We start from the raw sequence: 18062 nt of genomic DNA, 5'->3' as shown, positions 1-18062 counted from the left end.
TCTTGGATGAGATGACATGAGCCGGGGGATGACATGAGCTTAGCCGGAAATACTGCAATCGTGGTCGGCGGCGGGCTTGGCGGTCTGGCCTCGGCCATGCGTCTGGGGGCCAAGGGCTATCACGTGACGGTTCTCGACCGGCTGGATCGCGCGGGCGGGCGCGGCAGTTCGATCACTGAAAAGGGCCACCGCTTCGACCTTGGACCGACCATCGTGACGGTGCCGCAGCTCTTTGAGGAGCTATGGGCCGCCTGTGGTGCGGATTTCCGCAAGGACGTCCATCTGCGCCCATTGGATCCCTACTACGAGATCCGCTGGCCCGATGGCTCGCGCTTCAATGCGACTGGCGACACCGAGCAGATGGTGGCCGAGGTTGCCCGCCTCAGTCCCGGCGACGTCAAGGGCTATCGCCGCTTCCTGCGCGAAAGCGAGGCGCGCTATGCCTTCGGCTTTGAGGAGCTTGGGCGCAGCCCTATGAATCGCCTGATGGACATCGTGAAGGTGCTGCCCACCTTTGCCCGGCTGCGCGCTGACCGTCCGGTGCATGCCCATGTGGCGGCCCGCGTCAAGGATCCGCGGCTGCGTATGGCGCTGTCGTTTCACCCGCTTTTCATCGGGGGCGACCCCTTTCGCGTCACGTCGATCTATGCGCTGGTGTGTCATCTGGAAAAGGCGTTCGGCGTGCATTATGCCGTCGGCGGCGTGCAGGCGATTGCCGATGCGATGGTGGCTGTGATCCGTGGGCAGGGCGGCATGGTGCGCCAAGGCGCCGAGGTCGATGAGATCACGGTCAAGGATGGCGCCGCGACGGGCGTGCGCCTCATGGACGGGCAGGCCATGCGCGCCGATGTCGTGGTCAGCAACGCGGACGCCGGCCACACCTATACCCGCCTTTTGCGCAATCTGCCCAAGCGCCGTTGGTCCCCGGCCAAGCTGGCGCGCCAGCGGTGGTCCATGGGCCTTTATGTCTGGTATTTCGGCACCAAGGGTACGGCGGGCAAATGGTCTGACGTGGGGCACCACACCATCCTCAACGGGCCGCGCTACAAGGGGCTGATCGACGACATCTTCATGAAGGGCAAGCTGTCGGACGACATGAGTATCTATCTGCACCGCCCGACGATAACTGACCCCGGCGCAGCGCCCGAGGGCGACGACACCTTTTATGCCCTCTCGCCGGTGCCGCATCTGGGCCATGCCAATCCGGTGGATTGGGCGCAGGAGGGCGCACGCTATCAGCGCAAGATGGCGGCTGAGCTTGAGAAGGTCATTCCGGGTTTCGAAGGCGTGCTGTCGGCCTCGATGGCCTTCACGCCCGAGGATTTCCGCGATCGGTATCTGTCGCCCTACGGCTCGGGCTTTTCGATCGAGCCGCGCATCCTGCAAAGCGCGTGGTTTCGTCCGCACAACGTCAGCGAAGAGGCGCGCGGCCTTTATCTGGTGGGGGCCGGAACGCATCCCGGCGCGGGCCTGCCTGGCGTCATTTCCAGTGCCGAAGTGCTGGGCAAGCTGGTGCCCGATGCGCCCGCCTTCGAGCAGAGGCTGGCGGCGGAATGACCGCGCGGGTGCAGACATATGGCAAGGGACACGGCATCGCGCCGGATGACCTCGCGCATTGCCGTGCCGTAATCCGCACGGGGTCTTTGTCGTTTCACACGGCCTCGCGGGTGCTGCCTGCCGCCGTGCGCGATCCGGCGCTGGCGCTCTATGCGTTTTGCCGCCTGTCGGATGACGAGGTCGACGAGGGCGGCAACAAGGCGCAGGCGGTCTTGGACCTCAGCGACCGTCTTGACCGGGTCTATGCAGGAGCGCCGCGCGACACGCCCGAGGACCGCGCCTTTGCCGCCATCGTCGCGCGCTACCATATGCCCCGCCCGCTGCCCGAGGCGCTGCTGGAGGGGCTGGCGTGGGACGCCGAAGAGCGGCGCTATGAAACGCTGAGTGATCTTTACGCCTACTCCGCGCGCGTCGCCAGCGCCGTTGGGGCGATGATGTGCGTGCTGATGGACGTGCGCGATGCCCATGCGCTGGCGCGTGCCTGTGATCTGGGCGTTGCGATGCAGCTGACCAATATCGCCCGCGACGTGGGCGAGGATGCACGCGCCGGGCGGATTTACCTGCCGCTGAGCTGGCTGAGAGAGGCGGGGATCGCGCCCGAGGATTTTCTGGCCCGACCCGAGGCCAGCCCCGAGGTCCGCGCGATGATCGCGCGCCTACTGAGCGAGGCGCGCAAGCTCTATATCCGGTCCGAGGCGGGAGTACCGCGCCTGCCGCACCGTGCGCGCACGGGCATTTATGCCGCGCGTTTCATCTACGCGGGGATCGGGGCTGAGCTGCGCCGGCAGGGCTACGATTCGATCACCCGGCGCGCCCGCACGACCAAGCTGCAAAAGCTGGGTTGGCTGGGCAAATCAGCGGGATATGCCACCGCATCGGCGCTGATGCCGCAGCCTGCGACCCTTTTTGCGCCTCCGCTGCCCGAGGTCGCCTTTCTCGTCGAAGCGGTTGCCGAGCGTGGCAAGGTCGGGCCTTCATGGGGGATCGGACGCACGGGCGCGCTGCTTCAGACGCTGGCCGATCTCAAGGCGCAGGATTCTGTGGCTGGACAGCAGAGCCACCGGGCTTGATACTGACCCTCTTATTCGAGAGGGTGCCGCCATGGATATTCTGCTGTTCGCCATTTTTCTGGCCGCCTGTTTCGGTGCCGGTGCCACGGGCGCCATGTTCCCCACCGGGGAATGGTATCAACGCCTGAACAAGCCGTCATGGACGCCGCCCAACTGGGCGTTTCCGATCATGTGGACGTCGATCTATCTGCTGATCGCCTTTGCGGGTTCCCGCGTTGCCGGCCTGCCGGGCAGCGAGTATGCGATGGGCTTCTGGGCGATGCAGATCGCGTTCAACGCACTCTGGACGCCGGTCTTTTTCGGCCTGCGCAAGCTTAGGGGTGCGCTGCCGGTCATGGCCTGCCTCTGGGTGGCGGTCCTTGGCGCAACGATCACACATTTTCAGCTGGATTTCATCGCGGGGCTGGCCTTTGTCCCATACCTGATCTGGGTGACCATCGCGGGCGCGCTAAACCTCGCGGTCGCGCGTCTGAACCCGAACGAGCCGGAGCTGCGCCCCGCAGACATCTAGGCCTCTGGGCCGCTTACTTTGGCGTGTTCTTCAGGGGCCGCTGTCAAAGTGCCACCCGGCGCGGCGCGGCACGCGGCAGGCCAGCATCGGCTTGACCAATCTTGAGGCGAAGCGATCGAGATCGAGCGCCTCATGCACCCCTGTAACGGTCTCGCAATTCAGCCGCGTCGTCACCGCCGAGCGGGAGTAGAAGGGCGCATCCAGCATCGGCAGAACCTGACGCGGCACCGTTCCGGGATCGGCGCGCGTCTCGCGCTTCACTTGCCACAGGCTGCGTTTGAATCCGGTGCGTGGCGGCGCGTCCGTCACCTTGGCCGCGCCATCCCGCCCGAAGTGGAACGCAGAATTCAGCTCGGTGCCGTCCCGCAGCGCCGCATCATAGATGCAGGTCGCCCCCGAGGCGGTGGGATACCGGCTCCACGTCCAGAAGCTGAAATCATCCTCGAGCGCTGCCGTGCCGAAGTTGGCATCGAAATAGCCGTGCCCGGGCCATGTCCAGCCCGGCGCCTCGAGCGCCACGTCGATGCTGCTGGAGGGCGCGAAAGGGCGCCAGACATGGCTGCCATCTGCCTTCAGCGGCAATTCCACCGAGGTGATCGCCTCGGGCGTCAGTGTCACGCGCCCGCGCATGCGCGAAATGATGGGCGGTCCGGACACTTCGTCGATGTCGATGATCAGGCGGCCCTCCTGCCATCGCATGGACGAGGGGCCGATTGTCAGGCAGTCGCGCGACTGGCGCAGGGCCGCGCGCCCCCGGTCGGTCATGGCAAAGCGTCCGCCCGGCCCGTAGGTGGCCACGTTGAGGCAGACGTGATTTTCCGGCGCGCCGCGCCCCGACCACGCATACCACGGCGAAAAGACCGACCCTATGAACCCGATGATCGAGATGGCGCGGGTGCCGTCGTCGCTGATGCCGTCGACATACCACCAGGCATAGCCGTTCGGCGGGACGGCGAGGTCGAAATTCGGTCCTTCAAGATCGCCTCGGCCGCATGCCTGCCGGAGAGGGTGGCCATCGGCAGACCCGCCCCCGGATGCGCCCCGCCCCCCGCCAGATAAAGCCCCCGTAGCTGCGTCCGCGCCGTTGGGCGTGCAAAGGCCGCCATCATCCCGTGCGGGGATCGCCCGTAGAGCGATCCGTGGCTGTGCGGAAAGAGCTGGTCGAACATCCCCGGCGTCGTGAGCGTCCTTGGCTCGGGGTCCGGACTGAAGGTCAGGCCGAAGCGTTCGAGCGTGCTCAGAATGATCGTTTGGCATTTTGTCTCTTCCGTCTGGGGGCTGGGGGGCGTGCCTGCCTCTGGCGCGGCGTTCATGATGATCTCGAACCGTTCGGGGCCGCCGGGTGCGGTGGTGCCGCGCCGGTCCTGCGCGCAGATGTAAAGGGTGGGATCGGGGTAGGTCTGCCCCCGCTCGAGCGCGCGAAACTCGGCTTCGGGGTCGGCGTTGAAGAACACCGTATGATGGGCCAGAGGGGGCCCGGATGGCTTGGCCGCGAAGGCCATGACATTGGCCGACAGGCTGCGCGGTGCAGTGGCCTTGGCGGGGATGGCCCCGCGCGCCGCCTGCCCGAGTGCGCCTGCGCTGAGTGCATTAGGATCGCCGTTGAAAAGGACCGCGCTGGCAGCATGGCTGGCGGCGTTGGTTTTGACGGCCGACACCCGGCCTGCGTGATGCTCCAGCCCGGTGACATGAGCGCCATAGTGAAAGACAGCGCCGCGCGCGCGCGCCAACCCCTCGAGAACCTGCGCAAGGCGGTGCATCCCGCCATCAATGCGCCAGACGCCTTGAGATTCTGCGTGCCAGATCAGCCCAAGGATCGCGGGCGCGCCATAGGGCGAGCCGCCGACATAGGTGGCATAGCGCCCAAAAAGCTGGGCAAGGCGCGGCTCGCGAAATTCGGCGCGCAGCATCTGCGCCAGCGTGCGCATGGGCGCCATGGCGCGCATCAGACCCGGATCGCGCATCACATGGCCTGCAAGCCGTGTCAGGTTGGGCTCTTCGGCTTGCATCATGGGCGCGTCGAACCCTTCGAAGAGGCGCTTGGCGCGGGCCGAAAAGCGGAGAAAGTCATGGCGAGCGCGGCTGCCGAACGCCGCCTCGACATTCTCGGCGCTGCGCGCCGGATCGCTGTCGATGTCCAGCATCGTGCCATCGGGCCAGTAATGCCGCGCGAGGATCGTCTCGGGGTGCAGCGTCAGGTGATCGTTCAGCGATTCGCCCACATCCCGAAACAGCGCCTCGAACACCGGGCGCAGCGTCAGAACCGTCGGCCCGGCATCCACCGGACCGGCCAGTGAGGGCAGGGTGCGAAGTTTCCCGCCCGGAGTGTCGTGACGCTCGAGAACAGTTACGGCCTGGCCTGCATGGGCAAGCCTCAGCGCGGCGGCAAGGCCACCGATGCCCGCGCCGATAATCACGATGGGAGAGTTGTCTGCCATGGAATGGGCCTGCCTTTCACGTTTCGATTATTGACAGAAGCAGGAAAAGTGTCCAGTTTAGTTTACATATAAATGTAATGCTTGGCTTACAATTCTGGCCGGAGGGATCATCATGCCATTCTCAGTTCGGATCGAGGCGGCCATGACGCGGGCCATCACACGGTGCCAGACCCGCGCGGCGCCCCGCCGCCTCGCGTCGGCTCTGGAGTATTCCGTCTCGCCCGGAGGCGCGCGCATCAGGCCCACTATCCTTCTGGGGGTCGCCTCGGCTTGCGGCGAGGATCGGACCGAGATTTCCGATGCCGCGGCCACCGCGCTCGAACTAATCCACTGCGGGTCGTTGGTGCATGACGACCTGCCCTGTTTCGACGACGCCGATACGCGGCGCGGCAAGCCTTCGGTGCATCGCGCTTACTCGCAGCCCTTGGCCGTTCTGGCTGGCGACAGCCTCATCATCCTCGCGTTCGAAGAGCTGGCCCGCGTGGCCGAGATCGACCCCATGCGCAGCGCCAAGCTGGTGCTGGCGCTGGCGCAGCACACCGGTATGCCGGGCGGCATTTGCGCCGGGCAGGGCTGGGAGAGCGAGACCGAGATCAACTTGGAGGCCTACCACAGCGCCAAGACGGCCGCGCTCTTTGTGGCGGCGACCAAGATGGGCGCCATCGCGGGCGGGCAGGAGCCGGGGCCATGGGCCGAGCTGGGCGAGCGCATCGGTGCCGCCTTTCAGATCGCCGACGACCTGCGCGACACGCTCTATGACGCCGAGACGCTGGGCAAGCCCGTGGGGCAGGATGATCTGAACGGCCGGCCCAATGCCGTTGCCGCCTTTGGCGTGCAGGGCGCGGTGTCCAAGCTCAAGGACAGTCTGAGCGGGGCCATCGCCTCGATTCCGTCCTGCCCCGGCGAAGCCATGCTGGCCCAGATGGTGCAGCGCTACGCCGAGAAGCTCGCGCCGATCGCGCCGCCCAAGCGCGCGGCAGTTCAGCGGGCTTCGATCCCGCGTATTGTGCCCGGAGAATAGATGTGACCGAAGTGCCGATGACGCAGCGGCCTGTCCGCCCCCCGAGGGTGGGGCTTGCCGGGCGCCTCAATCGGCTGCTGGCCTCGCCCCGGTTTCAATCCATGGCTGCGGGGATGCCGCTGGTGCGGCGTCTGGTGCGGCGCGATGGCGAGGCTCTTTTCGATCTGGTTGCAGGGTTTTGCAAATCGCAAAGCCTTATGGCGCTGGTTGCGCTGAGAATCCCTGACATGTTGCTCGATGGGCCACTCTCCAGTGGGCGACTGGCCGCGCGCTGTGCCGTGCCGCCGGAGCGTATGGACGTGCTCTTGCGCGCCAATGTTGCGTCCAGGCTGCTCAAGATCACGCGCGCGGGCGAGTTTGCCCTGACGCGCCAGGGCGCGGCCCTTGCGGGCGTGCCGGGCCTGCGCGAGATGATCCTGCATCACGAGGTGCTCTACCGCGACCTCGCCGATCCCGTCGCCTTTTTCCGGGGCGAGACCAAGACCGAGCTGGCCGATTTCTGGCCCTATGTCTTTGGCGCGGGCGGGCAGGGTGATCCGGCGCTGGCCGCGCGATATTCGGCCCTCATGGAGCAGAGCCAGCGTCTGGCGGCCGAAGATACGCTGGCCGCCGTCGATCTGCGCGGCACCTGCGTGCTGATGGATGTTGGCGGCGGCACGGGCGCATTTCTGCGCGCCGCCTGCGCGGCGGCCCCCAAGGCGCAGGCGATCCTCTTTGATCTGCCCGAAGTGGTCGAGGCAGCGACCCCGCGCCTCGCCGAGGCGGGGCTGGATGCGCGCGTGCGCATCGCGCCCGGTTCGTTCAGAACTGATTCTCTTCCGCAGGGCGCCGATACGATCAGCCTGATTCGCGTGCTCTACGATCATGCGGATGCCACCGTTGCCGATCTGCTGGCCAAGGTGCACGCGGCGCTGCCACCCGGCGGCACCTTGATCGTGTCCGAGCCGATGACCGGCGGCGCCCGTGCCAGCGTGCCGGGCGATGGGTATTTCGCGCTTTATACAATGGCGATGCGCACCGGCAAGGCGCGCACGGCGGGCCAGATCACCGACCTTTGCCGCGCGGCCGGATTTGCCGAGGTGCGCGCGCCGGCGACCCGCCGTCCGTTCGTCACGAGCGTTGTAATTGCTAGAAAGTGTCAATCTAAGTTGACAGATTAAATTGTCAGGTTAAACTGACATCAAGCGCTTCGAATATGTCACTCAAAGATGACAGAGGGTCTCGAAGCAATGCCAAAGCCAGGGAGGCGAACGTGCATACCGAAGCGATCATCCTGACAGGTCCGAAAGCGCTGGAGGTCCAGACATTGGGTCTCACCGCACCGGGAGCTGGCGATATCGTGGTCGAGATTGCGCATTCCGGCATCTCCACGGGCACGGAAAAACTGTTCTGGTCCGGTGACATGCCGCCGTTTCCCGGCATGGGGTATCCGCTGGTGCCCGGCTACGAGGCCGTTGGCGAAATCGTCGAGGCGGGGCCGGAGTCGGGCTACCGCGTTGGCGAGACGGTGTTCGTCCCCGGCTCCAACTGTTTTCAGGGCGCCTTTGGCCTCTTTGGCGGCGCGGCGCAGCGGCTGGTTGTTCAGCCCGGTCGCGCCTCGCGCATCGACCGGGGATTTGGCGCCGAGGGCGCGCTTCTGGCGCTGGCCGCAACGGCGCGGCATGCGATGGCCGGGCCCGGTAAATCGGTGCCCGACCTTATCGTCGGTCACGGCGTTCTGGGCCGCCTTCTGGCGCGGCTGACCGTCGCGGCGGGCGCACCGGCCCCCACCGTCTGGGAGCTGGATCCATCACGCAGCACGGGCGCCGAAGGCTATGAGGTGATCCACCCCGATGCCGACGTGCGCCGCGATTACATGTCGGTCTATGACGCCTCGGGCGCACCCGACATGCTCAATTCCCTCATCGGGCGCCTTGCGCGCGGCGGCGAGATCGTTCTGGCGGGTTTCTACACCGCGCCGCTCAGCTTTGCCTTTCCGCCCGCCTTCATGAAGGAGGCCCGCCTGCGCATCACCGCAGAATGGGCCGAGGGCGATCTGATCGCGACCCGCCGCCTCGTCGAAAGCGGCGCCTTGTCGCTGTCGGGTCTCATCACGCATAGCGCCGCCAAGGCCGATGCCATTGGCGCCTACAAGACGGCATTCACCGATCCGGGTTGCCTGAAAATGATACTTAACTGGAAGGACGCGTCGTGAAAGACGAAGTGCCAAACCTGAAAGATTTCGACAAGCGCCTCCGCGATGAGGCCGCCGAAGAGCCCAATCTCGAAATTCCCCAAGACGAGCCCACCAGCAAGACGCAGATCATCGCGATCTACGGCAAGGGGGGCATCGGCAAAAGCTTTACCCTCGCCAATCTCAGCCACATGATGGCCGAGCAAGGCAAGCGCGTGCTTTTGATCGGGTGCGATCCAAAATCCGACACCACATCGCTGCTCTTTGGCGGCAAGGCGTGCCCGACCATCATCGAGACCTCCGGCAAGAAGAAGCTGGCGGGCGAAGAAGTCCAGATCGGTGATGTCTGCTTCAAGCGGGGCGGCGTCTTTGCGATGGAGCTGGGCGGACCCGAGGTTGGCCGCGGCTGCGGTGGACGGGGCATCATCCACGGCTTCGAACTGCTGGAAAAGCTGGGCTTCCACGATTGGGATTTCGACTACGTCTTGCTGGACTTTCTCGGCGACGTGGTCTGCGGCGGCTTTGGCCTGCCCATCGCGCGGGACATGGCGCAAAAGGTGATCCTGGTCGCCTCGAACGATCTGCAATCCCTTTACGTCGCCAACAACGTCTGCTCGGCGGTCGATTACTTCCGCAAGCTGGGGGGCAACGTGGGTGTCGCGGGCCTTGTCATCAACAAGGATGACGGCTCGGGCGAGGCGCAGGCCTTTGCCAAGGCAGTCAACATCCCGGTGTTGGCCGCCATCCCTCAGGATGACGACCTGCGCAAGAAATCGGCCAATTACCAGATCGTTGGCACCGACAAATCGCAGTGGGGCGGCCTCTTTGCCGCGCTGGGCGATGCGGTCGACATTGCGCCGCCGGTGCGCCCGACGCCGCTGGATCAGGACGGGCTGCTCAACCTCTTCGACGCAAAGGACACCGGGGGCGACTACAAGCTGGTGCCCGCCACCGACGCCGACATGCGGGGCAAGAATGCCATCGTCCGCGAAAGCCTTGAGGTCATTTATGACGAAGCTTGATTTTCATACCGAAGGCCGGGAGGCACATCATGGAGCGTGACTCAGGACGCCAAGGATATGAGGTCAGCTATGACGCCGATGGCGCGCTGACGGTCGTGGAGGCCCCCGATGTCTTCATGAGCGTCGCTGCCGCCCCCAAGGCGCCGACCGAAAGGCCGCAAATACCCGAGTTGAGGCCCGCCGACGTGACACCCGCCGATGTGCAGGCCACCGCGCTCGAGGGTGGATGCTCGGCCGGGGCGGACACGATGCGCGAGGCGGCTCGCAAGGCCGGCGCATCCGACGTGCTCGACCAATATGCGGCCGACTACCCCGTCGGCCCCCATGACAAGCCGCAATCCATGTGCCCGGCCTTCGGCTCGCTCCGTGTGGGCCTGCGGATGAAGCGGGTCGCGACGATCCTGTCGGGCTCGGCCTGCTGCGTCTATGGCCTGTCCTTTGTTTCGCATTTCTACGGCGCGCGCCGCTCGGTCGGGTATGTGCCCTTCAATTCCGAGACGCTGGTGACCGGCAAGCTCTTTGAAGATATCCGCGAGGCCGTGCATGACATGGCCGATCCGGCCAAGCTGGACGCGATCATCGTCACCAACCTTTGTGTGCCCACGGCCTCGGGCGTGCCCCTGCGCCTCTTGCCGCCGCAGATCGACGGTGTGCGCGTCGTCGGCATCGACGTGCCGGGATTTGGTATCCCGACCCATGCCGAGGCCAAGGACGTGCTGGCCGGTGCCATGCTGAAGTATGCCCGCGAAGAGATCAAGGCAGGCCCGGTTCAACGCCCCGCGTCGGGCAAGTCCGACCGCCCGACCGTCAGCCTTCTGGGCGAGATGTTTCCGGCCGATCCCATGATGATCGGTGCGATGCTGGCTCCCATGGGCCTTGCCGCTGGCCCCGTCGTGCCCTGTCGCGAGTGGCGCGAGCTTTATGCCGCGCTCGATTGTGGCGCCGTCGCCGCGATTCACCCTTTCTATACCGCCAGCATCCGCGAGTTCGAGGCCGCTGGCCGCGCGATCGTCGGATCGGCCCCCGTGGGTCATGATGGCACCGCCGACTGGCTGGCCAATATCGGCGCCGCCTTTGGCATTGCCGCCGATCAGATTGCCGCCGCGCAGAACGCCTTCCTGCCCGCCATCAAGTCGGCGCTGGCCGCCGCGCCCATCAAGGGCACCGTCACTTTATCGGGCTACGAGGGCTCGGAGCTGCTGGTTGCGCGCCTTTTGATCGAGAGCGGCGCGCATGTGCCCTACGTCGGCACGGCCTGCCCCAAGACACCCTGGTCGGCGGCGGATGCGGACTGGCTGCGTGCCAAGGGCGTCACGGTCAAATACCGCGCCTCGCTCGAGGATGATTGTGCCGCGATGGAAGGGATCCGCCCGGATCTGGCCATCGGCACGACCCCCGTCGTGCAAAAGGCGAAGGAGCTGGGCATCCCCGCGCTCTACTTTACGAACCTTATTTCCGCGCGGCCCCTTATGGGCCCTGCCGGTGCCGGATCCCTGGCCGAAGTCATCAATGCGGCCATCGGCAACAAGGACCGGATGGCAGACATGCGCGCCTTCTTCGAGGGGGTGGGCCACGGCGACACTGCCGGTGTCTGGGAGGGCTCGCCCAACCTTCAGCCGCGCTTTCGCGAGTTGAATGCCAAGAAGCTGGAAAAGGCCGCGCGCGCCGCCAAAGCGGAGCAGATGATATGAGCCGCCAGTTCGATACAGCCGGAGGGACGTCATGCTAGTTCAGGACCACGATCGCGCGGGCGGATACTGGGGGGCGGTCTATGCCTTCTGTGCCACCAAGGGCCTGCAAGTCGTGATCGACGGCCCCGTCGGCTGCGAAAACCTGCCCGTGACCTCGGTGCTGCATTACACCGACGCGCTGCCGCCGCACGAGCTTCCCATTGTCGTTACGGGCCTTGCCGAAGAGGAAATGGGATCGGGCACCGAAGAGGCGATGAAGCGCGCCTGGAAGGTTCTGGATCCGGCACTGCCCGCCGTGGTCGTCACCGGCTCGATCGCCGAGATGATCGGCGGGGGCGTCACGCCCATGGGCACCAATATCCAGCGCTTTCTGCCGCGCACCATCGACGAGGATCAATGGGAATCCGCTGACCGCGCGATGACGTGGATGTTTACCGAATTTGGCATGACCAAAGGCCGGATGCCCAAGGAAACAAAGCGTGAAGAGGGCGGCCCCCCCCGCGTCAATATCCTCGGGCCGATGTATGGCACCTTCAACATGCCGTCCGACCTGGCCGAGATTCGCCGCCTGATTGAGGGCATCGGCGCCGAAATCAACATGGTCATGCCGCTGGGCGCCCATGTGGCCGAAATGCGGGCCCTCGTGAATGCGGATGTGAACGTCTGCCTCTACCGCGAATTCGGGCGCGGCCTGTGCGAAGTTCTGGACAAGCCCTATCTGCAAGCGCCCATCGGTATCGACAGCACCACGAAATTCCTGCGCAAGCTGGGTGATCTGCTGGGCCTCGACCCCGAGCCCTTCATCGAGCGCGAAAAGCATTCGACGATCAAGCCGGTCTGGGATCTGTGGCGCTCGGTCACGCAGGATTTCTTTGCCACCGCCTCCTTCGCCGTGGTCGCGAACGAGACCTATACGCGCGGCATCCGCAAGTATCTGGAGGACGATCTGGGCTTTCCCTGCGCGTTCGCCACGCCCCGCCTGCGCGGCAAGAAGACCGACAATGACGACGTGCGCGCGCAGCTGCACGCCAAGCGGCCCCTCGTCGTGCTCGGCTCGATCAACGAGAAAATGTATCTGGCCGAGATGAAATCCGGTCATGGGCCCGCGCCCAGCTTTATCCCCGCCAGCTTTCCGGGGGCTGCCATCCGGCGCGCCACGGGAACGCCTTTCATGGGCTATGCGGGGGCGACGTATCTTTTGCAGGAAGTCTGCAACAGCCTCTTTGACGCGCTCTTTCATATCCTGCCGCTGGGCACGGAAATGGACGCCGCCGAGGCGACGCCAACCACATTGCGCCGCGACTTTCCCTGGGATGTGGATGCGCAGCGCCGCCTCGACGAGATCGTCGCGACCCATCCCATCCTGACCCGTATTTCCGCGGCCAAATCCCTGCGCGACGCCGCAGAAAAGGCCGCCCTCGCTGACGGCGCCGAACGTGTCGTTCTGGAAACCGTCAACCGTCTGCAACCCAGCCTTGGAGGTGTAAGATGAGTGATTTCACAAGCGACATGAGGGGCATGCGTTCGCGATCGCGCGATGATGCCAATCGGCGCGAATACATCGCGTATTTTGCCGTCATCTTTCTGGTCGCGCTTCCGATGGCTTGCGTCACCTGGACACTGACCGCGGCGCGCCACATGCGCCTGCCGAAAAAATCGCCACTGCGCACTGCGTGGAGCGAGGCCAGCATCATCACGTCGATGATCCTGTCGGCCTGATACGCGTTTTCGAGTTTTTGCGCCTCCCCCAAAGGGGCGTGAAAAGAGGGCAGGGGAAAGAGCCCCTGTCGTACCCCGCCGTGGGGGAGCTACGGCATCAGTTATATTCTCCGGAGTAATAATCATGGCTGATAAGACCGACCTGTCCTTCACGGGTCTCACTGACGAGCAAGCCCAGGAGCTGCACTCAGTTTATATGAGCGGATTTGCGATCTTCACTGCGATCGCTGTCGTCGCTCACATACTGACGTACATCAAGCTTCCCTGGTTTGCTTGGTAAGGAGAGACCCCCATGGCACAGTTTTACAAGATCTGGCTGATCTTCGACCCCCGCCGCGTTTTCGTGGCTCAGGGTGTCTTCTTGTTCCTGCTGGCGGTGATGATTCACCTCGTCCTGCTGAGCAACCCCGAGACCAATTGGTTCGAACGGGCTTTCGGAACGGAAACGTCGGCTGAATAAGCCCGGCAAAGCCCATAAAATCAGCTGAGGGCGGGGGCCATCCCCGCCCCGGCAAATCAAATTCGTACATTTCGTTAATAATGACGCATCGGCCCAGTCCTGTCGCGCCCCTCGCGCAATGGACACACATTGGAGACGCAAGATGGCACTGCTCAGCTTCGAAAGAAAATACCGCGTCCGGGGTGGGACGCTCGTAGGCGGTGATCTATTCGATTTTTGGGTAGGTCCCTTTTATGTCGGATTCTTCGGAGTCACGACGATCTTTTTTTCCGCCCTTGGCACGATCCTCATATTTTACGGGGCCGCGCAGGGCGACACCTGGAATCCCTGGCTGATTTCGATCGACCCTCCTTCCCTTGACGTAGGTCTCGGCATGGCGCCGCTGGCCGAAGGCGGGCTCTGGCAGATCATTACGATCTGCGCGACGGGCGCCTTTGTCAGTTGGATGATGCGCGAGGTCGAGATCTGTCGAAAACTTGGCATTGGCTACCACGTGCCATTTGCCTTTGGCGTCGCGATCCTGGCGTATGTCACGCTGGTCATCATCCGCCCCATTCTGATGGGCGCCTGGGGGCACGGTTTTCCCTACGGCATCTTCAGCCATCTCGATTGGGTCAACAACGTCGGCTACGCCTATGGCAACTTCCATTACAACCCGGCGCATATGGTCGCGATCAGTTTCTTCTGGATCACGGCGGTGGCGCTGGCGCTGCACGGCTCGCTCGTTCTGTCGGCGGTAAACCCCGGCAAGGGCCGCGAGATCGCATCACCCGACCATGAAGACACGTATTTCCGCGATCTGATCGGCTATTCGATCGGGCCCCTCGGCATTCACCGTCTGGGATTGTTCCTGGCCCTCATGGCCGGATTCTGGAGCGCGGTCTGCATCGTGATCTCGGGCACCATCTGGTTCGATCAGTGGATCGTGTGGTGGGATTGGTACTACGAGTTGCCCTGGTGGGTGGACCTTTAAGGAGGATATGAGCAATGGCTGAATATCAGAATATCTTTACCCAGGTCCAGGTTCAGGGACCGCCCGAAATGGGCATGACAATCAGTGACGCCCCCATGCGGGGGCGCACCAAGGCCGCCCGGTTCTCCAAGCTTTACGGAACGTTCGGCAACGCGCAGATCGGCCCCGTGCATCTGGGCACATTCGGGCTGATCGCGGTTATCGGCTTCGGCATGTGGTTCTTCCTGATCGGGCTGAACTTCTGGGTGCAGGCGGAGTTTTCGCCGGGCGTCTTCCTGCGCGATCTCTTCTGGATGGCGCTCGAGCCGCCCTCGGCCGAGTACGGCCTCGGGATGGCGCCGCTAAACGAGGGGGGGTGGTGGCTTATCGCCAGCTTCTTCTTCCTCGTCGGGTGCTGCGCCTGGTGGGTGCGGACCTACCGCCGCGCCGAAGAGCTGGGCATGGGCAAGCATGTCGCCTGGGCGTTCGCATCGCTCCTGTGGCTGATCTTCGTGCTGAACCTCTTTCGCCCGATCCTGATGGGGTCGTGGTCCGTGGCGGTGCCCTACGGCATTTTCCCGCACCTCGACTGGACGAACCTCTTCTCGCTGACATGGGGCAATCTCTTCTACAATCCGTTCCATGCGCTTTCGATCGCGTTCCTCTACGGCTCGGCGCTGCTCTTTGCGATGCACGGGGCGACCATCCTCGCGGTCAGTCGTTTCGGCGGCGAGCGCGAGATCGAACAGATCGTCGACCGAGGCACTGCGTCCGAACGTGCCGCCCTCTTCTGGCGCTGGACCATGGGCTTCAACGCGACGATGGAAGGTATCCATCGCTGGGCGTGGTGGTTCGCCGTGCTGACGCCGCTGACGGGCGGTATCGGTATCTTGCTGACGGGCACCGTCGTTGAAAACTGGTTTGTCTGGGCGCAGATCCATGGCTACGCGCCGCTGAACTGAGGAGAAGCACCATGTCCGAACACGACGATTTCCTGCGAACCGGCAACCGGAGTTTCCGGCTGACCGCAGATGTCACCGCCCTGATGCTGAAGGGGGCGGCCTATGCGGCCCTCTTCTGCTTCGCGATTTTCCTGATCGGCTGGGCCTTTGTCTTTGTTGCAGGTCTTTTGCCCGAGGACTCCAAGCTGGCGCCGGATCCGACGCCGACCTCCTTCCTGCAGGCACCTGCGCCTGGCTCTGCGACTGGCCACGATCTGGCCTGATATGATTGGCGGGTGGCACGCGTGATGTGCCGCCTGCCACACACGAGATCGGGTGCCGCCTGCGGCATCCGGTATCCTGGGGGGACGCGGCCCCNGGGTGGCACGCGTGATGTGCCGCCTGCCACACACGAGATCGGGTGCCGCCTGCGGCATCCGGTATCCTGGGGGGACGCGGCCCCGCGCCGCCAACTCCGGTTCCCTTCCTGTTGGCTACAGGAACGGGTGCCGCGAAGGTTAGCCTTCGCGGCACCAAACGGGAAAACCCAGCCCACTTAGGGGCTTGCGCGCGGGCGCCCCGCACAGGAGAGACCCATGACAGCTTCGCTTACCCCCACACTCGACCGCATCGCCGGACCGTCGGACCTGAAGGGCATGGACGACGCCACGCTCGCCACCCTTGCGGGCGAGCTGCGCCGCGAGGTGATCGAGGCGGTTTCCGTGACGGGCGGGCATCTGGGATCGTCCCTTGGGGTCGTGGAGCTTGCGGTTGCGATCCACGCCGTCTTTGACACACCCCGTGACAAGCTGATCTGGGACGTGGGCCATCAATGCTATCCCCACAAGATCCTGACCGGGCGCCGCGCCCGTATCCGAAGCTTGCGCCAGGAGGGCGGCCTCAGCGGTTTTACCAAGCGCAGCGAAAGCGTCTTTGACCCCTTTGGCGCGGCCCATTCCTCGACCTCGATCTCGGCCGCACTCGGCTTTACCGTCGGGCGCGATATGGGGATGGAGACGGGCGACGCCATTGCGGTGATCGGCGACGGCTCCATCAGTGCAGGCATGGCCTATGAGGCGCTGAACAACGCGGGTGCCGAGGGGCGCCGCCTGTTCGTCATCCTCAATGACAACGAGATGTCCATTGCGCCGCCGGTCGGCGCGATGTCGACCTATATGTCCCGCCTGTCCGAGGGCCCATTGGCCAAGCTGGGCGAAGGGCTGGAGGCGCGGTTGCCCGGCCCGCTGCGCGATCATGCGCGCCGCGCGCGCGAGATGGTCACGGGCCGCAGCGGCGGCAAGGGCACCCTCTTTGAGGAGCTGGGATTTGAGTACATGGGCCCGATCGACGGGCATGACATGACGCAGCTTCTGACGGTGATGCGCGCCGCGCGCACCCGCGCGACCGGGCCTGTCCTCATCCATTGCTGCACCGTCAAGGGCAAGGGATACGCCCCGGCCGAAACCTCGGTCGACAAGTATCACGGCGTCGCCAAGTTCGATGTCGCCAGCGGTGCGCAGGCCAAATCGCGGCCCAATGCGCCCAGCTACACAAAGGTGTTCGGCACGGCGCTGGCCGATGAGGCCGCACGCGACGCGCGCATCGTGGGCGTGACGGCGGCCATGCCCGAGGGCACCGGCCTCGATATTCTGGCGCACCGCTTTCCGGCGCGCGTTTTCGATGTGGGCATCGCCGAGCAGCATGGCGTGACCTTTGCCGCCGGCATGGCGGCCAGCGGGCTGAAGCCCTTTTGCGCGATCTACTCCACGTTCCTGCAACGCGGTTATGATCAGGTGGTGCATGATGTCGCGCTACAGAATTTGCCGGTGCGCTTTGCCATCGACCGTGCGGGCCTTGTCGGCGCAGATGGGGCTACCCATGCGGGCGCCTTCGACATCGGCTATCTGTCCGCCTTGCCCAATTTCGTGGTTATGGCCGCAGGCGACGAGGCCGAGCTGATGCATATGGTCGCCACCGCTGCCGGGCATGACGCCGGGCCCATCGCATTTCGCTATCCGCGCGGCGAGGGGACGGGCGCGCCTATGCCCCAGCGCGGCGAGAGTCTGGAAATCGGCAAGGGCCGCGTCCTGCGCGAGGGCAGCGATGTGGCGTTGCTCAGCTTTGGCGCCCACCTTGGGGAATGTCATACGGCGGCGGACAAGCTGGCGGCGCAAGGCATATCGGCGACGATCGCGGATGCCCGCTTTGCCAAGCCGCTGGACCGGGCGCTGATCCGGCAGCTCTTGCGCCATCACAAGGCGCTGATCACGGTCGAGCAGGGGGCAAAGGGCGGGTTTGGCGCGATGGTGCTGCACGATTTGGCCAATGACGGATTGCTAGACGGGCGCTGCCAGATCCGCACCATGACGCTGCCCGACCGCTTCATCAATCAGGCCGCGCCCGATGCGATGTATGCCGAGGCGGGGCTGACCGCCGTCGATATCGCCGCGACGGCCGCCGAGGCCGCCGGGCACGCAGCACACGCCGCCACCCGTTGAGGATGGCGG

The 18062-nt window shown here is 64.8% G+C and carries 18 protein-coding genes; 16 read left to right on the top strand and 2 right to left on the bottom strand.

Going from position 1 to position 18062, the window contains the following annotated elements; all coding sequences use genetic code 11:
* Positions 1 to 33: 33 nt before the first annotated feature.
* Genes V8352_RS12105 through tspO form a run of 3 tightly spaced genes read left to right on the top strand, consistent with a single transcriptional unit; the run spans position 34 to position 3138 of the window.
* Positions 34 to 1557, top strand: a complete 1524-nt coding sequence (locus tag V8352_RS12105) for a phytoene desaturase (RefSeq protein WP_336424550.1) — start codon at positions 34 to 36, stop codon at positions 1555 to 1557.
* Positions 1554 to 2627: a 15-cis-phytoene synthase gene (gene crtB / locus V8352_RS12100; protein ID WP_336424549.1), complete on the top strand. Its 1074-nt coding sequence runs from the start codon at positions 1554 to 1556 to the stop codon at positions 2625 to 2627. Before V8352_RS12105 ends, crtB begins: the two co-directional genes overlap by 4 nt.
* 31 nt (positions 2628 to 2658) lie before the next feature.
* Positions 2659 to 3138, top strand: a complete 480-nt coding sequence (tspO, locus tag V8352_RS12095) for a tryptophan-rich sensory protein TspO (RefSeq protein ID WP_336424548.1) — start codon at positions 2659 to 2661, stop codon at positions 3136 to 3138.
* A 30-nt stretch (positions 3139 to 3168) separates the two neighbouring features.
* Here the strand turns inward: tspO and crtC are convergent, their stop codons facing one another.
* On the bottom strand, positions 3169 to 4050 hold the full coding sequence (gene crtC, locus V8352_RS12090; RefSeq protein ID WP_336424562.1) for a carotenoid 1,2-hydratase: 882 nt from the start codon (positions 4048 to 4050) through the stop codon (positions 3169 to 3171).
* The gene (gene crtD / locus V8352_RS12085; protein ID WP_336424547.1) at positions 4005 to 5576 is read right to left on the bottom strand and encodes a 1-hydroxycarotenoid 3,4-desaturase CrtD; all 1572 of its coding nucleotides are present in this window, start codon (positions 5574 to 5576) and stop codon (positions 4005 to 4007) included. The genes crtC and crtD overlap by 46 nt, the downstream gene beginning before the upstream one ends.
* Positions 5577 to 5688: 112 nt before the next feature.
* Here crtD and V8352_RS12080 point away from each other — a divergent pair, with 112 nt between their 5' ends.
* From V8352_RS12080 to dxs, 13 genes are all read left to right on the top strand, one after another.
* Positions 5689 to 6597 carry a polyprenyl synthetase family protein gene (locus tag V8352_RS12080; protein ID WP_336424546.1) on the top strand — a complete coding sequence of 303 codons (909 nt, stop codon included), beginning with the start codon at positions 5689 to 5691 and terminating at the stop codon, positions 6595 to 6597.
* Positions 6598 to 6614: 17 nt separating this feature from the next.
* Entirely contained in the window at positions 6615 to 7757 is a 1143-nt protein-coding gene (locus tag V8352_RS12075) for a methyltransferase (protein ID WP_336424561.1), read from the top strand.
* Positions 7758 to 7849: 92 nt separating this feature from the next.
* A complete protein-coding gene (gene bchC / locus V8352_RS12070) occupies positions 7850 to 8791 on the top strand; it encodes a chlorophyll synthesis pathway protein BchC (RefSeq protein WP_336424545.1) in 942 nt (313 codons plus the stop codon).
* Positions 8788 to 9792 (top strand): chlorophyllide a reductase iron protein subunit X, encoded by a 1005-nt coding sequence (locus tag V8352_RS12065; protein WP_336424544.1) that lies wholly within the window; start codon positions 8788 to 8790, stop codon positions 9790 to 9792. Before bchC ends, V8352_RS12065 begins: the two co-directional genes overlap by 4 nt.
* A 29-nt stretch (positions 9793 to 9821) precedes the next feature.
* Positions 9822 to 11483: a chlorophyllide a reductase subunit Y gene (gene bchY, locus V8352_RS12060; protein ID WP_336424543.1), complete on the top strand. Its 1662-nt coding sequence runs from the start codon at positions 9822 to 9824 to the stop codon at positions 11481 to 11483.
* 31 nt (positions 11484 to 11514) lie between these two features.
* Complete coding sequence (gene bchZ, locus V8352_RS12055; protein ID WP_336424542.1) at positions 11515 to 12975, top strand: chlorophyllide a reductase subunit Z; 1461 nt, start codon at positions 11515 to 11517, stop codon at positions 12973 to 12975.
* Between the two features lie 26 nt (positions 12976 to 13001).
* The gene (gene pufQ / locus V8352_RS12050; RefSeq protein WP_336424541.1) at positions 13002 to 13202 is read left to right on the top strand and encodes a cytochrome PufQ; all 201 of its coding nucleotides are present in this window, start codon (positions 13002 to 13004) and stop codon (positions 13200 to 13202) included.
* Positions 13203 to 13326: 124 nt separating this feature from the next.
* Complete coding sequence (gene pufB, locus V8352_RS12045) at positions 13327 to 13482, top strand: light-harvesting antenna LH1, beta subunit (protein ID WP_076535073.1); 156 nt, start codon at positions 13327 to 13329, stop codon at positions 13480 to 13482.
* 12 nt (positions 13483 to 13494) lie between these two features.
* Positions 13495 to 13662, top strand: coding sequence for a light-harvesting antenna LH1, alpha subunit (gene pufA, locus V8352_RS12040; protein WP_336424540.1), 168 nt, complete (start codon positions 13495 to 13497; stop codon positions 13660 to 13662).
* 142 nt (positions 13663 to 13804) lie between these two features.
* Entirely contained in the window at positions 13805 to 14635 is an 831-nt protein-coding gene (gene pufL / locus V8352_RS12035; protein WP_336424539.1) for a photosynthetic reaction center subunit L, read from the top strand.
* A 14-nt stretch (positions 14636 to 14649) separates the two neighbouring features.
* The gene (pufM, locus tag V8352_RS12030; protein WP_336424538.1) at positions 14650 to 15576 is read left to right on the top strand and encodes a photosynthetic reaction center subunit M; all 927 of its coding nucleotides are present in this window, start codon (positions 14650 to 14652) and stop codon (positions 15574 to 15576) included.
* Between the two features lie 11 nt (positions 15577 to 15587).
* The gene (gene pufX / locus V8352_RS12025) at positions 15588 to 15839 is read left to right on the top strand and encodes an RC-LH1 core complex protein PufX (protein WP_336424537.1); all 252 of its coding nucleotides are present in this window, start codon (positions 15588 to 15590) and stop codon (positions 15837 to 15839) included.
* Between the two features lie 312 nt (positions 15840 to 16151).
* Positions 16152 to 18053: a 1-deoxy-D-xylulose-5-phosphate synthase gene (gene dxs / locus V8352_RS12020; RefSeq protein WP_336424536.1), complete on the top strand. Its 1902-nt coding sequence runs from the start codon at positions 16152 to 16154 to the stop codon at positions 18051 to 18053.
* Positions 18054 to 18062: the final 9 nt, after the last annotated feature.

The sequence above is a fragment of the Roseovarius sp. D0-M9 genome, assembly GCF_037083805.1.
GTDB lineage: Bacteria > Pseudomonadota > Alphaproteobacteria > Rhodobacterales > Rhodobacteraceae > Roseovarius.
Note: the sequence above shows the minus strand (reverse complement) of the source record. Positions and strands in the feature narration are given on the sequence as shown.

What these genes read in the sequence shown, in the direction of transcription:
- crtD (WP_336424547.1), bottom strand. Translation starts at nt 5,576, where the DNA reads ATGGCAGACAACTCTCCCATCGTGATTATCGGCGCGGGCATCGGTGGC.
- bchZ (WP_336424542.1), top strand. Translation starts at nt 11,515, where the DNA reads ATGCTAGTTCAGGACCACGATCGCGCGGGCGGATACTGGGGGGCGGTC.
- pufL (WP_336424539.1), top strand. Translation starts at nt 13,805, where the DNA reads ATGGCACTGCTCAGCTTCGAAAGAAAATACCGCGTCCGGGGTGGGACG.
- bchY (WP_336424543.1), top strand. Translation starts at nt 9,822, where the DNA reads ATGGAGCGTGACTCAGGACGCCAAGGATATGAGGTCAGCTATGACGCC.
- pufX (WP_336424537.1), top strand. Translation starts at nt 15,588, where the DNA reads ATGTCCGAACACGACGATTTCCTGCGAACCGGCAACCGGAGTTTCCGG.
- pufM (WP_336424538.1), top strand. Translation starts at nt 14,650, where the DNA reads ATGGCTGAATATCAGAATATCTTTACCCAGGTCCAGGTTCAGGGACCG.
- V8352_RS12105 (WP_336424550.1), top strand. Translation starts at nt 34, where the DNA reads ATGAGCTTAGCCGGAAATACTGCAATCGTGGTCGGCGGCGGGCTTGGC.
- pufA (WP_336424540.1), top strand. Translation starts at nt 13,495, where the DNA reads ATGGCACAGTTTTACAAGATCTGGCTGATCTTCGACCCCCGCCGCGTT.
- crtB (WP_336424549.1), top strand. Translation starts at nt 1,554, where the DNA reads ATGACCGCGCGGGTGCAGACATATGGCAAGGGACACGGCATCGCGCCG.
- pufB (WP_076535073.1), top strand. Translation starts at nt 13,327, where the DNA reads ATGGCTGATAAGACCGACCTGTCCTTCACGGGTCTCACTGACGAGCAA.
- tspO (WP_336424548.1), top strand. Translation starts at nt 2,659, where the DNA reads ATGGATATTCTGCTGTTCGCCATTTTTCTGGCCGCCTGTTTCGGTGCC.
- pufQ (WP_336424541.1), top strand. Translation starts at nt 13,002, where the DNA reads ATGCGTTCGCGATCGCGCGATGATGCCAATCGGCGCGAATACATCGCG.
- dxs (WP_336424536.1), top strand. Translation starts at nt 16,152, where the DNA reads ATGACAGCTTCGCTTACCCCCACACTCGACCGCATCGCCGGACCGTCG.
- V8352_RS12080 (WP_336424546.1), top strand. Translation starts at nt 5,689, where the DNA reads ATGCCATTCTCAGTTCGGATCGAGGCGGCCATGACGCGGGCCATCACA.
- V8352_RS12075 (WP_336424561.1), top strand. Translation starts at nt 6,615, where the DNA reads ATGACGCAGCGGCCTGTCCGCCCCCCGAGGGTGGGGCTTGCCGGGCGC.